Source organism: Arthrobacter sp. NPDC058127 (assembly GCF_042884555.1).
Lineage (GTDB): Bacteria > Actinomycetota > Actinomycetes > Actinomycetales > Micrococcaceae > Arthrobacter.
Genome location: NZ_JBHVTT010000002.1, coordinates 85,206 through 98,676, shown reverse-complemented (window position 1 = coordinate 98,676; position 13,471 = coordinate 85,206). Strand labels below are relative to the sequence as shown.

The 13,471-nt window shown below is 64.7% G+C and carries 11 protein-coding genes; 5 read left to right on the top strand and 6 right to left on the bottom strand.

Going from position 1 to position 13,471, the window contains the following annotated elements; all coding sequences use genetic code 11:
- Positions 1–176: 176 nt before the first annotated feature.
- The 5 genes from ACFVTG_RS03805 (at position 177) to ACFVTG_RS03785 (ending at position 6,569) form a co-directional block, all read left to right on the top strand.
- Positions 177–800 carry a TasA family protein gene (locus ACFVTG_RS03805; protein ID WP_284756115.1) on the top strand — a complete coding sequence of 208 codons (624 nt, stop codon included), beginning with the start codon at positions 177–179 and terminating at the stop codon, positions 798–800.
- A gap of 135 nt (positions 801–935) precedes the next feature.
- Complete coding sequence (locus ACFVTG_RS03800) at positions 936–2,006, top strand: signal peptidase I (protein ID WP_390278106.1); 1,071 nt, start codon at positions 936–938, stop codon at positions 2,004–2,006.
- Between the two features lie 94 nt (positions 2,007–2,100).
- Positions 2,101–2,556, top strand: a complete 456-nt coding sequence (locus ACFVTG_RS03795; RefSeq protein WP_390278103.1) for a hypothetical protein — start codon at positions 2,101–2,103, stop codon at positions 2,554–2,556.
- Positions 2,557–2,646: 90 nt separating this feature from the next.
- Complete coding sequence (locus tag ACFVTG_RS03790) at positions 2,647–4,881, top strand: S9 family peptidase (protein ID WP_390278100.1); 2,235 nt, start codon at positions 2,647–2,649, stop codon at positions 4,879–4,881.
- A 56-nt stretch (positions 4,882–4,937) separates the two neighbouring features.
- Entirely contained in the window at positions 4,938–6,569 is a 1,632-nt protein-coding gene (locus ACFVTG_RS03785; protein WP_390278097.1) for a sensor histidine kinase, read from the top strand.
- Positions 6,570–6,738: 169 nt separating this feature from the next.
- Here the strand turns inward: ACFVTG_RS03785 and ACFVTG_RS03780 are convergent, their stop codons facing one another.
- The 6 genes from ACFVTG_RS03780 to ACFVTG_RS03755 all read right to left on the bottom strand — a co-directional run bounded on the left by ACFVTG_RS03780 (position 6,739) and on the right by ACFVTG_RS03755 (position 13,466).
- Complete coding sequence (locus tag ACFVTG_RS03780; protein ID WP_284755984.1) at positions 6,739–6,918, bottom strand: hypothetical protein; 180 nt, start codon at positions 6,916–6,918, stop codon at positions 6,739–6,741.
- Positions 6,919–7,000: 82 nt separating this feature from the next.
- Positions 7,001–7,801 (bottom strand): response regulator transcription factor, encoded by an 801-nt coding sequence (locus tag ACFVTG_RS03775; RefSeq protein ID WP_390278093.1) that lies wholly within the window; start codon positions 7,799–7,801, stop codon positions 7,001–7,003.
- A 98-nt stretch (positions 7,802–7,899) separates the two neighbouring features.
- On the bottom strand, positions 7,900–8,550 hold the full coding sequence (locus ACFVTG_RS03770) for a TetR/AcrR family transcriptional regulator (RefSeq protein ID WP_284755988.1): 651 nt from the start codon (positions 8,548–8,550) through the stop codon (positions 7,900–7,902).
- A 24-nt stretch (positions 8,551–8,574) separates the two neighbouring features.
- On the bottom strand, positions 8,575–10,602 hold the full coding sequence (locus ACFVTG_RS03765; RefSeq protein WP_390278091.1) for a CocE/NonD family hydrolase: 2,028 nt from the start codon (positions 10,600–10,602) through the stop codon (positions 8,575–8,577).
- Positions 10,603–10,650: 48 nt separating this feature from the next.
- Complete coding sequence (locus ACFVTG_RS03760) at positions 10,651–12,561, bottom strand: dipeptide ABC transporter ATP-binding protein (protein ID WP_390278088.1); 1,911 nt, start codon at positions 12,559–12,561, stop codon at positions 10,651–10,653.
- Positions 12,561–13,466 carry an ABC transporter permease gene (locus ACFVTG_RS03755; RefSeq protein WP_390278085.1) on the bottom strand — a complete coding sequence of 302 codons (906 nt, stop codon included), beginning with the start codon at positions 13,464–13,466 and terminating at the stop codon, positions 12,561–12,563. Before ACFVTG_RS03755 ends, ACFVTG_RS03760 begins: the two co-directional genes overlap by 1 nt.
- Positions 13,467–13,471 lie beyond the last annotated feature (5 nt).

The window sequence follows — 13,471 nt, the reverse complement described above, 5'->3', positions numbered from 1 at the left end:
GTGTCTTGGGGGATTTTGCTTGTCACCACTCGAAGACTACTTGATGGAATCTTTAAGCAATCTTGAACCGAAGCTTGGGGAATCCTTGCGGCTTCCTGAAAAACCTGCCGGAAAGTAGTGGTCATCGGACAGCAAAGGTCCCGGTCTCACGGGCTTCAAGAAACGGAAATTTCATCATGGGTCTCAACCTGAAAACCACCACCGGTAAAGTCATTGCTTCCCTGGCCCTGGTCGGCACAGCTGCCGGCGTGGCGGGACTGGGAACCTACGGTGCCTTCACCTCCAGCACCTCGGCCAGCAACACCGTGGCCTCGGGCATCGTGAACATCGCCCTGGGCACCACAGGCACCGCAGCGAACCGGCTCAACGTCGCCGCGTCCGGCCTGGTCCCGGGCGACACCGTGCAGCGCGTGGCGACCCTGGCCAACGCCGCCGGGAACCAGAACCTCTCCGCGATCACCCTGACCACCGCGGCCGCCCCGTCCTCCCTGCTGGACACCAACACCACCATGGGCCTGCAGGTCACCGTCGATGACTGCTCCGTGCCCTGGACCGAGGCCGGCACCGCCCCCGCCTACACCTACACCTGCACCGGCACCACCACCACGGTCCTGGCCTCCCGTCCCGTGATCGGCGCGAACGTGGCCCTGGCCAACCTGACCTCGGTCACCGCCGGACACACCGACAACCTGCGCGTCACCCTGACCCTGCCCTCCACCGCGGACAACACCCTGCAGAACCAGAGCAGCACCATCGGCTTCACCTTCACCGGCACCCAGCGCACCGCCACCAACCAGTAACGCCCCCGGCAACCCCGAGCCGGTAACCCCGAGCCGGTCGCCCGGCAGCCCCAACCCCGAGCCAGCCCTCCGCCGTCGCGCCCCCCTTGAAAACGACGGCGGAGGGCCTCCCCCCCAGAAACGGAGAGCCCAGCCATGACCGCAGCACCGGTCCGCCACCGGCGGGTCCCCCCGACCACGACGACGGCACCCGGCACCGATCGGCCTGGTTCGGCGGCGGCACCCGGCACGACGGCGGCACCCGGCACCGGAGCCGCCGGCGAGGGCCGGGGTGCGGGGTCGGGGGTTGCCCGGGCCCTGGTCAGTGTGATCACGACCGTGGTGATGGTGGCCGCGGTCGCGGCGTTCCTGTTCCTGGCCGTCGGGCCGCGCGTGCTGGGTTATCAGACGTCCACGATGCTTACCGGGTCGATGTCGCCGCTGATCAACCCCGGGGACGTCGTGGTCACCGTCCCCGTCGCAGTCCAAAACCTGAAGGTCGGGGACATCATCACCTACCACATCCCCGTGGAGGACCAGCGCGTGGAAACCCACCGGATCATCGACCTCACAATCAACAACCAGGGCACCGCCACGGTCCGGACCAAGGGCGACGCGAACAACGGCCCCGACCCCTGGACCGCGACCCTGGCCGGCGGGCAGGTGGACCGGCAGGTGTTCACCGTCCCGTACCTGGGCAACGCGATCCGCGCCCTGCGCGATCCCGTGGTCTTGAAGGTCCTGATGTACGGCGCCCCGGCCGCCCTGGTCCTCCTGCTCCTCGCCTCCATCTGGCGCAAAAACCCCGACGCCGGTACCGCCGCTGCGGACACCGCCGCTACCGCCGCCGGTACCGCTGCGGCCGGGCGGCCGTTGCCGGCCTTTGACCGCCGCCCCCTCAGGCGCCTGGCCCGGGAGATGAAGAGCAAGGAAGCGGCCCGGAAGTTCGCCGCCGCCTACGCCAGGCTGCTGCCGGCCCGGGTGGAGCGGATCAGCCACGCCCTGAGCACCGGCGACACCGAGCTCGCCATGGACGCGGTGCTCAGCCTGAAAACCAGCTCCTCGATGGTCGGGGCGCTCCGGATGGAACAACACTGCCTCCGCCTCGAACACGCCCTGGCCACGACCGACCACACCGCCGCGGCCCGGGCCGGGGACGCCGTCCGCGAGCACCAGGCCCAGCTGGAAAAAGCCCTGGACGGTCACACCGCCCGGCGCGCCGCCTGAAATCCTCCAAGAACCGGACCCGGTGCCCTGCCCTTACCGCCTGAAAACGGTGAGAATGGAACCGACCACCGGGCCTGACAGAAAGCCGCCGACCTTGCGAAGAAGCCGGAGCACCGCCGACACCGCGAAGACGCCCGCGCCCGGGCGCCTCGCCGCGGTCCTGGCAGCCGCCGCGGTCCTGGTCTTCGCCCCCGGCATCGCCCAAGCCGCGTTCAACACCACCGCCGGCGCCGCGCTGCCCGTCTCCACCGCCACCCTGGCATCCACCGCCACCGTCAGCGCGTCCTGCCAGGGATCGAGCCTCACCATCACCGTCACCGACTGGGCCCTGACCGATCCCCGCTTTACGGGCCAGTTCACCGTCACCACCGTCCTCGGGATCGTCGTCTTCACCGGCACCAGCAACCAAAGCGGCGGCGGAACCTACACCGCGAAAATCGTCCCCCACCTCGGAACCTGGAACTGGACCGTCCAAAACCAATACCCCGTCCCCGGCACCAGCAACACCTGGACCGGCACACCCAAGACCGGACAATTCACCTGCACCTAAGAACCCACCTAAGCCCGTCCCTAAGCCCGCATCGCTACCCCCGCAGCGAACGCGGGCGCCGATGTTGTACAGCCTCTATATATTGAGAGCATGACCCAGACTTCCGGTTCCGCCCAGCCGTCCCACGCCGAAGGCCCAACACCCCCAGTCGCCAAGAAGGTGCCCACCACCCGCGAGCACCACGGCGATGTCTTCGTGGACAACTACGAATGGCTGCGGGACAAGGAGTCCTCCGAGGTCGTTGAGCATTTGAAGGCTGAAAATGCCTATCAGGAAGCCGTCACCGCGCACCAGGAACCGCTGCGCGAGGCCATCTTCCAGGAAATCAAGGGACGTACCCAGGAGACCGACCTCTCGGTCCCCAGCCGCAAGGACGGCTGGTGGTACTACACCCGCTCCGTTGAGGGCAAGGAGTACGGCATCCACTGCCGCGTCCGGGCCGCGAACTCCGGCGATCCCGTGGCCGACTGGACGCCGCCGGCGGTGGAACCCGGCGTCGAACTCCAAGGTGAAGAAGTCCTGCTGGACGGCAACGCCGAAGCGGAAGGCAAGCCGTTCTTCTCCGTTGGCGGCACGGCCGTAACGCTGGACGGCAATCTCTATGCCTATGCCGTGGACAATTCCGGCGAGGAACGCTTCACGCTCCGCATCAAGGACCTGCGCACGGGTGAGCTGCTGCCCGACGTCATCGAGAACATCTTCTACGGCGTGGCCTTCTCGCCCGACGGCACCCGGATCTTCTACACCGTGGTGGACGATTCCTGGCGCCCGTATCAGGTCAAGTCGCACGTCTTGGGCACGCCCGTCAGCGAGGATGAGGTCATCTATCAAGAGGACGACGTCGCCATGTGGCTCGGATTCGAGCTCTCCTCTGATCGGCGTTACCTCGTGCTGAGCATCGGCTGCTCGGAGTTCAGCGAGACGCGCCTGCTGCGCTTTGACGACTACGACGCCGGCCTGTCCACTGTGATCTCCCGCGACGAACGCATCCTCTACGAGGCCGAGCCGTTCCTCCTCGATGGCGCCGATGGACAAAAAGCCGAGACCATCCTCCTGACCCATAACAAGGACGCCATCAACTCGATGGTGTCCATCGCGGACCCGGCCGAGTTTGCCAGGCCGCTGGCCGAGCAGCACTGGCGCACCGTCGTCGAGCATTCCGACGCCGTTCGCGTCAACGGTGCCGGCGTCACCTCGACGCATCTGGTGGTGGCGGTACGGCAGGACACGATCGAACGGGTGCAGGTGCTGCCCCTCGCCGGACTGGGAACCGCCGCCCAGGGCGCCGCTGTTGAGCCTGCCTTCGACGAGGAGCTGTACACCGCCGGGGTGGCGGGTTCGGACTACGAAGCCCCGGTGATCCGCATCGGATACACGTCCTTCTTCACGCCGTCGCGGGTGTACGACTTCGTGCTCCCGACCGATGCGCTGCCGAACGGCGAACTGCTGCTGCGGAAGGAAAGCCCGGTGCTGGGCGGGTACACCGCGTCCGACTACGTGGCCACCCGGGAATGGGCGACGGCGGCGGACGGCACACGCGTTCCACTGTCCGTGCTGCGGCATGCCTCCCTTAAGCAAGACTCAACCGCTGCGGGCCTGGTCTATGGTTATGGCTCCTATGAGGTCAGCATGGATCCCGGCTTCGGCGTTGCGCGTTTGTCCCTCTTGGACCGCGGAATCGTCATGGTGATCGCGCACATCCGCGGCGGCGGCGAGCTCGGCCGGCGCTGGTACGACGACGGAAAGAAGCTCAACAAGAAAAACACCTTCACGGACTTCATCGCAGCAACGGACTGGCTTTCACAGTCCGGCTGGGTGGCGCCGGAGCGGATCGCGGCCATGGGTGGCTCCGCGGGCGGCCTGCTGATGGGCGCCGTGGCCAACCTTGCGCCGGAAAAGTACGCGGCGATCGTGGCAGCCGTGCCGTTCGTGGACGCGCTCAACACTATCCTGGACCCGGAGTTGCCGCTCTCCGCCCTCGAGTGGGAAGAATGGGGCAACCCCATCACGGATCCCGAGGTGTACGAGTACATGAAGTCCTACACTCCGTACGAGAACATCCGCGCCGTTTCGTACCCGCGGATCGCCGCAGTGACCTCCTTCAACGACACCCGCGTGTTCTACGTGGAGCCAGCCAAGTGGGTCCAGGTGCTACGTTCCGAGACCACCGGCACGGCGCCGATCGTGATGAAGATCGAGATGGAGGGCGGACACGGCGGAGCTTCCGGACGATACGTGCAGTGGCGCGAGCGCGCTTGGGACTATGCCTTCGTCGCGGACTCGCTCGGCGCCGTCGAACTACTGCCCGGGGCGGGGCTCAAGTAACGTTCTCGATAGTAGGCTCTCCAAAGGGGGGCCGAACCGGACAGTAGGAGCGCAGTTTGACCCACGACGCACCGGTGCCAAACCGTGCTTTGGTAGCCGACCCTGACCCTGCCCGTCTCGCCGAGACGGTTGCAGCGCTCGCCGCGGCGGGGTTTCTGGTTCGTTCAGCGCCCGACGCCGGTTCGCTTGCGGCCGCGCTGGAAAGCGAACCGAGCGACGTGCTGGTGGTAGACAACGACCTCCGCGAGTTCCTGCCCAGGAACGTCGGCCCGGTTCTGCTCATGCTGGATCCCGAGGACGAGCTGGATGTTGCTGCCTTGGAAGCCTGGGCCATTGCGGATTTCATATACAAGGGCCAAGCTCCGTCCTTTCGGGCATCCAGGGCACTGGTCCTGATAGCCCGCGCCGCCGAACGGACGCGCCGCCGTTCGGAAGCAGAGTCGCTGAGGGAGAGCCTGCGGAAGGTGTCCGCGGCGATCCGGTCCACCATTGATCCAGGCCGGATTGCCCGGCATCTGGTGGATGGAATCGGCGAGGCCCTGGGCGCGGAACACGTCTGGTTCACCACGTTCCAGGACACGCGCGTGCCGCAAGTGAGCGCCGAATGGAACGCTCCGGGACTGGTACCGGGAGTCCTTCCACGCGAACTCACCGACAACATCGCGACGTTCGAGCTGGCGGAGCGGTTGTGGGCAGAAGCGGAGGTGCAGCCGCTGCCGAAACGGGCTCCCTCGGGTGGCTCCGCTGGCGCGGGTGCGCCGGGTGGCGCGGGTGCGCCGTCGGCTTCTGTTGTGGTGCCGGTAGGCGAAGGTGATCTGGTTCTGGGGGTCATCTGGATCGCCCGCCCGGACACCGCTCAGGAATGGACCCGCGCCGAAATAGGCCTGATTCAGCACGTCTCGGGAAACCTGGCGTACGGCCTGATGCAGAGCCACCTGATCGGCGCGCAACAGCAAGTCATGTACAAGCTCCAGGAACTCGACCAGGCCAAGACCGATTTCCTCACTACTGTGAACCACGAACTTCGAACTCCCCTGACGTCCATCACGGCCTATCTGGACATGATCCGCGCCGGCGCTGGTGGACCCCTTCCCGCGGGTGTAGGGCGGATGGTCGACGTCATTTCACGAAATGCCGAGCGCCTCCGACGGCTGATCGAAGATATGCTCACCGTCTCGCACCAGGACACGTCCGGCGACCTCCAATTGAGCCGCGTGAATGTGGGCACCCTGCTCAGGCTTGTTGTCTCGACGTTGCAGCCGCTCGCCGACTCCCGTTCACTGTCCCTTACCGTGATGCATGCGCCAGGAACCGTGACGGTCCAGGCTGACGAGGCCAAGCTCGAGCAGGTCTTCGCCAACATCATCAGCAACGCGATCAAGTTCACGCCCGACGGCGGCCACGTCGCCGTCAGCAGCGGGGTCACCTCGGACCCCGGCACGGTTCCCAGCGTAGTGGTGCGCGTGGAGGACACCGGCGTCGGGATCCCCGAAACGGAAATCGACCAAGTGTTCACGCGGTTCTTCCGCGCCTCAAACGCCTCCACAGCGGCCATCCCCGGGAGCGGGCTTGGCCTGGCGATAGCCCACGACATTGTGGAACGCCATTCCGGCCGCCTCGACGTCGAGTCCGCCCTCGGCGTGGGAACCACGGTTTCAGTCCAGCTCCCGCTGGATACGGAGAACTAAGGGGCCCGACGCCGGCCGGGCGGCGCCGTCGTGACCTTCTTGCGCCACGCCCAAAAGAACACCGCCCCGAGACGGTTTCCCGGGGCGGTGTTTGGCATTGCTTTGTGGTCCACCCAAGTACCTGGCAGTAGATGCCGTTATGAGACGTCTAAACGGCATCTAATGCGAGCTAGTTGGGCCACCAACCGATCTGCGCGTAGTGGACCGGGTCGCTCACAACAGGGACGGTGGTAACCGTCGTTACTGTGGTGCTCGTGGTGTCGTGCTTCGGGGCGGCGTTGGCGGGAGTGACAAATCCGCCAATAGCGAGCAGCCCCGTCATGAGAAGTGTTGCGGCGAATTTTTTCATGCAGTGCTCCTTTGAGCCGTAAAAATCCGAAGTTGACTTTCCCAGCGTAAAGAGCCTCGTTAAAGGTTCCCTTAAGATTCGATCAGTTTTCGGAAGTCTTTGCAGCTAGCCGGTATCCAACACCACGGACGGTTTCCACCCAGCGTGGCGACTGCGCCGAATCGCCGAGCTTCCGCCGCAGATTGGCGATGTGTACCTGGATCGCGCGCTCCTCGGACTCGCTGACATAGCCTCCGGTTTCGTACTCCCTGGCATGGAGCCAGCGGGCAAGGCCCGTGGTGCTCCGGACAACGCGTCCGGCCTCCATGAGGGCCTGAAGAAGATCGAACTCGGTGCGGGTCAACTGCACCTCTTCGGTGCCCACCCGGGTAGTCCGCGTGGCCACGTCCAGGTAAAGGCCGTTGTGCTCCAGCCCAGATGGCTCGGCCTCCGGAAGCACGAGGGTGGGTGCGGCTGGCGCGTTCGACGGCGGAGCCGGCGGCAGCTCCGCCGTCGGGCTCCCTCCGGAACCGCTCAAAAGCTTGCTGCCGCGCGGCCGTCGAAGGAGCGTCTCAACCCGGGCCAGGAGCTCCCGGGCGCGGAAGGGCTTGGTGACGAAGTCATCAGCGCCGACTGCCAGCCCTTGCAGAGTGTCCACCTCGCGCGCGCGGGCGGTAAGCATGATGATGTAGGCGTCACTGAACTCCCGGACGCGGCGGGTGACCTCGATCCCGTCAATGTCGGGCAAACCGAGGTCCAAGGTAATCACGTCCGGGTTGTGAAGGCGGACCGCATCTACGCCATCAAGACCGTTTCCGGCAGCGTAAACCTCCAGGCCCGATGCTTCGAGGACGGCATGGACCACCTCACGAATGTCATCGTCATCCTCAATTACTACAGCCACGCCCGATGCGCCCACGTCAAGATCCCCATCTCTTATGCTCAGCCCACCTTAACACCAGCAGTGCCTGCTATCCTCGCGCATTTCAGCGTAAGTCCCGCTTAGCTGATCTGGAGCTCGCGCCTCACGAACGCGATGAGCAGGCTCCGGGATGTTTCCACCGGCAGGGATGAACCCCGTGCATAGCACTGGACGGCGAGGCCATCCACCATGGCGGCCGTTTCAATGGCGAAACTCCGGGGATCGTCGCAGACGAAGGATCCCTCGCTGACGCCACGCTCGGTAATCTCACGCAGGGCGCTGCGCCAGCCGTCGTAGTGTTCGCTCATCCAGCGTCCGTAGGCTTCGTCCCTGGCCGCTGCGGACCAGAAATCGAACCAGATCAGCCAGTGCCGGCGGGAGTTCGCGTCGGAACCGAACATTCCCTCCAGGAAATACAGCAGTTCCCGGGTGGGGTCGCCGGACCCTCTGGCGCTCTCCTGGAGCGGAACGTAGAAGTCCGCGGTTTCTGCCTTGACTACTTCCATGAGGACTTCGTCGAGACTCTTGAAATGGTAGGTGATGGTCCCGGGTGACACTCCGCAGGCTTTTGAAATGTCGCGGATAAGGACATTGAACAACCCCTTGTCCGCGATCAGGTCCCGTGCGGCGTCAACCACCAGCTGACGCCGCACTTCAGTAGGATGCCGCTGCCGTTCGCCGACGGTCTTGGCGCGGGGCCGCTCTTCGTGGTCCTTGGCGGTAGTTGTCATGTCGCTCGTCCTCGTTTCCCCTGCTCAGGCCGATGTCCGACTGATGCGCTTCTCGAAAGTCTTTTCAAAGAATAGTTGCTCGTCCTTGAACGTCTTGACTTCGTTGTGCAGTACATAGTGGTCCTTGCTGGCGGTGACCGTAGCGTGGGTCTCGATCCTAACTCCCCAGTCCTCGCGCTGCAGGGAGACGTTCCACATGGACTCAGCCCGCGCCGTCAGGGGATCGTTTCCCGATATCGAATACCGTTCTAGGGCTTCTTCGCCAAAGTTCAGGCCGTCCGGGTAGATCCGGTTGCCGCCGTAGTTCGGGTCCACGGTCAAGGTCCAGGACTCCGATTGCGGCTCGTACCTGACCTCACGTTCGGGGCGGGAGGCCAGCACGGGTCCGGGCCTGATGTCCAAACCCGGGGCTTGCTCAGCTTCCTCGAACGCGATGTCGCGCCTTCCAATGGCGGCAGGATCGAGGTCATCGAGTGTCAGTACGCTCTGCTCCGAATCAACGGTCACAGACCCCTGTTCGCCGTGCGGCCAGATCCAGGGCCAGTACGTCGTGGCCAAAGCGAGCCGGAGCCTGTGCCCGGCCGGAATCTGCCACGACATGGAGGTGAACTCGATCTCGGCTTCCACGAATTGACCCGGAACGAGCTCCTCCGCCTTGTCCATCCCGTTTCGCCTCGCCAGGTTGATGGCCCCGCGGGTGATCAGGGTGGACGATCCATCCGGTCCCACATCGCAGAGCCGGGCAATGACATTGGCCCGGGGCGTGCTGCTGCTGACCCGCAGCTTCAGACGGGCGTAGCCAAACAGGTTGATGTCCTCTTCGAGGACCGGAGTCTCGAACACCAGCGAGCGCCCATCCTCGGCGCGCTGGTCCGGCGGCAGATCGGACAGGTTCCCGAAGGGGAACCACCGGGCGGCGTCCACGCCGTTGTGTTGCGGTGTGTCGACGACGGCCATCCCGGCGGCGTCCGTTGCCAGGCTGCGCAAATCTGAACTTAGCTTGAAGCGCCGGTGCCCGACGTCGACGGACGGCCAGCCGTCCAGTCCCACCCAGGTGCCCGCCCGCTCCGGGTAATGGGTGGCCGGCCGCACGGATTCCTGGTGATAGGCGCGCAGCGGGGGTTCGGCCATGACCTCCGTTTCGATGCCTTTGAGCCAGTAGTCCCACCAACGCAAGGTCTCCTGCAGGAAGCCAATGGTGGGACCGGGCGTGCGCTGGATGTCCGGATACTGGTGCGACCATGGGCCGATCAGCCCTTGCACGGGCGCGTCAAGATGCTCCAGCAGCCGAAAAACGGTATTGCGGTAGGGATCAGCCCAGCCTCCGACGGCCAAAACGGCAGCGGTGATTTTGGAATAGTCTTCGCAGACCGAACCGTGACGCCAGTAGTCATCGCGTTCTTGGTGGTCCATCCAGATTTCGGAGAAAGGCTGGAGGGCTTCCAGGCGTTCCTTCCACATGGTTTCCCAAGCGTCGCCAACCCGCCAGGGCGCAGGCGGGCGGCACTGGAACGCCAGCATGGTTCCAGCCCAGGAAGTCATGTCGATGCCCAGCATCGCGCCGCCGAAATAGTGCACGTCGTCGGCATAGCGGTCGTCCGTGGAGCAGACCGTGACAATGGCTTTAAGCGCCTCCGGCTGCTCCGCCGCGAGCTGCAAGGCATTGAATCCGCCCCAGGAGATTCCGAACATTCCCACTTTGCCGGTACACCAAGGCTGTGCGGCCAGCCACTCGATGACCTCAACGCCGTCTGCTTGTTCCTGGGGGTGGTATTCGTCAAGCATGACGCCTTCGGAATCTCCGCAGCCGCGCATATCCACCCGGACCGAGGCGTACCCGTGGCCCGCGTACCACGGGTGGCGCTGCGCGTCACGCGGCGCAGTCCAGTCCCCGCGTCGATAGGGCAGGTACTCCAACAGTGCAGGCACCGGCCGTGAGGCCGCGTCTTCGGGAAGCCAGATTGTGGCAGCCAGCTGGACGCCGTCGCTCATCGGAATGAGGACGTGTTCCATGACGGTGACGGAGTGGGGGAAGTCCGTGCGGATCTTCACGGGCGTTTCCTTTCTAGGGCGCGTGCAGCGCTAGAGGGCAGCGGGTGCCTAGCGGAGGTCTGCCACGTCGGCGTGGCATTTGATATGGTGCGTGTCCGAAACCTGGATGGTGGGCGGGAGGACCGTGCGGCAAACGTCGCGGACAATCGGACACCGGCTGGCAAAGGGGCATCCGAGCTCGGGCGGGGCGTCAGGGATTTCGTCCCGGACTCCTTGTGCCTTGGCCTCATGGTCGTCGCCGAGTTCGATCACCGAGTCCAGCAGGAGCCGGGTGTATGGATGGGACGTGTTGGAGAAGATCTCCTCCACTGTGCCGTCCTCGACGATGCGTCCGAGGTAGAGGACCACAACACGGTCCGCTACTGACCGGACGACGGCGAGATCATGGGTGATGAAAAGGAAGCCGATGTCCTTGTCCCGGCTCAGGGTGTCCATCAGTCGCAGGATGGAAGATTGCACCGAGACGTCAAGCGCTGACACAACTTCGTCCGCCAGCACGAGGGACGGGCCGGCGGCGATGGCCCGGGCGATGCCGACTCGCTGGCGTTGGCCACCCGAGAGCTGGCCCGGCAGCCGCTGCGCGAAGCTGGCCGGGAGCTCCACTTCTTCCAACGCCCGCTCCACGGTGGATCCTTTGACGCCGAAAAGCTTCAAGGGCCGCGCGATAGCCGTCCGGACAGAATGCCTCGGATTCAGCGAAGTGTCGGCATTTTGGAAGATCAACTGCACTGCTTGGCGGAGACTCTTGGGGCGGCTGGACACGGTCCCGGCCAGATTGCCGCTACCCGCCGGGCCGTTTGCAGGCTCGTCCCCGGACCCGGCGAGGGACATCCGTCCCCCTTCGCTCTTCTGCAAACCCGCAATGGCGTTGGCGATGGTGGACTTTCCGGAACCGGATTCGCCCACGAGCGCCACAATCTCGCCGGCATTAACCTCAAAACTGACATCCTGCACCGTGGGACCCGTGCCGGGAACTGGCTTCTTGCGGTAGTCGATTGTCAGGTTCCGGACGCTCAGCACGGGCTTGGCCTCCCTGGGCGGAGTCCGGATATACAACTCGACGGCGCCTTCCCGCACGGTCCCGTCGTCGATGGCTGATTGATCCATTCCAGGAGGGATGCCGGGAGTGTCGATCCGCGGCACGCTGTCGATCAGGCCCCGAGTGTAAGCATGTTGCGGCTGTGCGAGGACACTTCGTGTCAGGCCGGATTCAACCACCGCACCTTTGCGGAGCAGGGCAATGTCCGTGCACATCTTGTCAATGACGCCCAAGTCATGGCTGACCATCACCATGGACATGCCCAGGGTCTTCTGTAGTTCCGTAAGAAGGTCAAGGATGGCGGCCTGCGTGACCACATCCAGTCCAGTAGTCGGTTCATCAAGGACCAGGAGGGACGGGTTGGCGGCGAGCGCCATGGCAATCCCGATGCGCTGTTGTTGTCCGCCGGAAAATTGGTGCGGATACCTGTCCAGCGCCGGCCCAGGGTTCGGGAGCCTGACCAGCCGGAGCAGCTCCTCGGCGCGGGCCCGCTGGGCGGCCTTGTTTCCCTTGAGGTGGTGAAGGACTTCAGCGATCTGCTCTCCGATCTTCATGGTGGGAGTCAGCGCGTTTCCGGCATTCTGCGGGACCATCGCAACCTCAGCCGTGCGAAGGCGGCGCAGCTCCCGCGGGGCAAGCGCAAAGACGTCCTGGCCCGCCACGTGCACGGACCCGTTGGACACGAAGGACGTGCTCCGCAGGGAGCCCAGCAAGGCACCGGCCAGCGTGGATTTCCCGGAACCCGATTCCCCCACCAGGCCCAGAACGTGACCGCGCCGCAGCTGCAAGGTCACGTCCTTGAGGACGTCCACTTGGCGGTTTCCCGAGCGGTAGGAAACGCTGAGGTTCTCGATCCGGACAATGTCCGTCCGGTTGACCACGGTTGCTTCATATGTGGTGTCGGCTGCATCTATTGTCACTAGCCCAGCACCTCCTTCATTCGGTCGATGCCGAAGCTCTTCGCAAGCCCATCGGCCGCAAGGTTGAGTCCAACAATCAAGGACGCGAGTGCCGCGATGGGCGACAACGTGGCCATTGGCACAACAGCCATCAGGTTCCGGTTCTCGGCCACCATGAGGCCCCAGTCCGGCGTCGGCGGGCTAGCGCCGAAGCCCAGGAAGGACAGCGAGCTGATAAGCAGCACCACCCAGGAGGCCCTCATGGCGAATTCCACCAAGATGATGTCCAAGACATTGGGGAAGACTTCCCGGAAGAGGATGGAGAACATCCCCTCGCCGCGCGCCTTGGCAGCGGTGATGAAGTCCTTGGGCATCACGTCCATTGCGGCGGCCCGAACAATGCGGGTCACCCCGCCCGTATAGACCACCACAACAGCCAAAATGATCACCCAAGGCCCCGTACCGAAGATGGTCACCACCACCAACATGGACAGGATTGCCGGTACTGCCAGCACCGAATCCAACACCCTGGTGATGATGTCATCGACAATGCCGCCACGGTACGCTGCGATGCCCGCGATGACGGATCCGAGCAAGACCGTGAGTCCGGTGGCAGTGAAACTGATGGCCAATGCGTACTGTCCACCAAACAAGGTTCGCGTGAGGGTATCCCGGCCGAGAGCGTCCGTTCCTAGCAAGTGAGCGCCGGAGCTCTCTTGCAGGGCGCTCATCGCGTCCGTAGCGATCGGATCATAGGAAGTCAGCACCGGGGCCAGGACCGCCACCACGATATTCACTATCACCAGGGCAAACCCGAAAGTGGCCGCCCGGGACTTCAGGATGGACCGGACCGCCCGTCCAAGGCTGCTCGGGGCCTTGGGTGCCGGGCCGGTGGGTGCCGGGGCAGTCGTCGTCATTGCGCTCATTTGCT

Excerpts from the sequence above, each read along its gene's own strand:
- ACFVTG_RS03805 (WP_284756115.1), top strand. The coding sequence starts at position 177 with ATGGGTCTCAACCTGAAAACCACCACCGGTAAAGTCATTGCTTCCCTG.
- ACFVTG_RS03800 (WP_390278106.1), top strand. The coding sequence starts at position 936 with ATGACCGCAGCACCGGTCCGCCACCGGCGGGTCCCCCCGACCACGACG.
- ACFVTG_RS03790 (WP_390278100.1), top strand. The coding sequence starts at position 2,647 with ATGACCCAGACTTCCGGTTCCGCCCAGCCGTCCCACGCCGAAGGCCCA.
- ACFVTG_RS03780 (WP_284755984.1), bottom strand. The coding sequence starts at position 6,918 with ATGAAAAAATTCGCCGCAACACTTCTCATGACGGGGCTGCTCGCTATT.
- ACFVTG_RS03770 (WP_284755988.1), bottom strand. The coding sequence starts at position 8,550 with ATGACAACTACCGCCAAGGACCACGAAGAGCGGCCCCGCGCCAAGACC.
- ACFVTG_RS03755 (WP_390278085.1), bottom strand. The coding sequence starts at position 13,466 with ATGAGCGCAATGACGACGACTGCCCCGGCACCCACCGGCCCGGCACCC.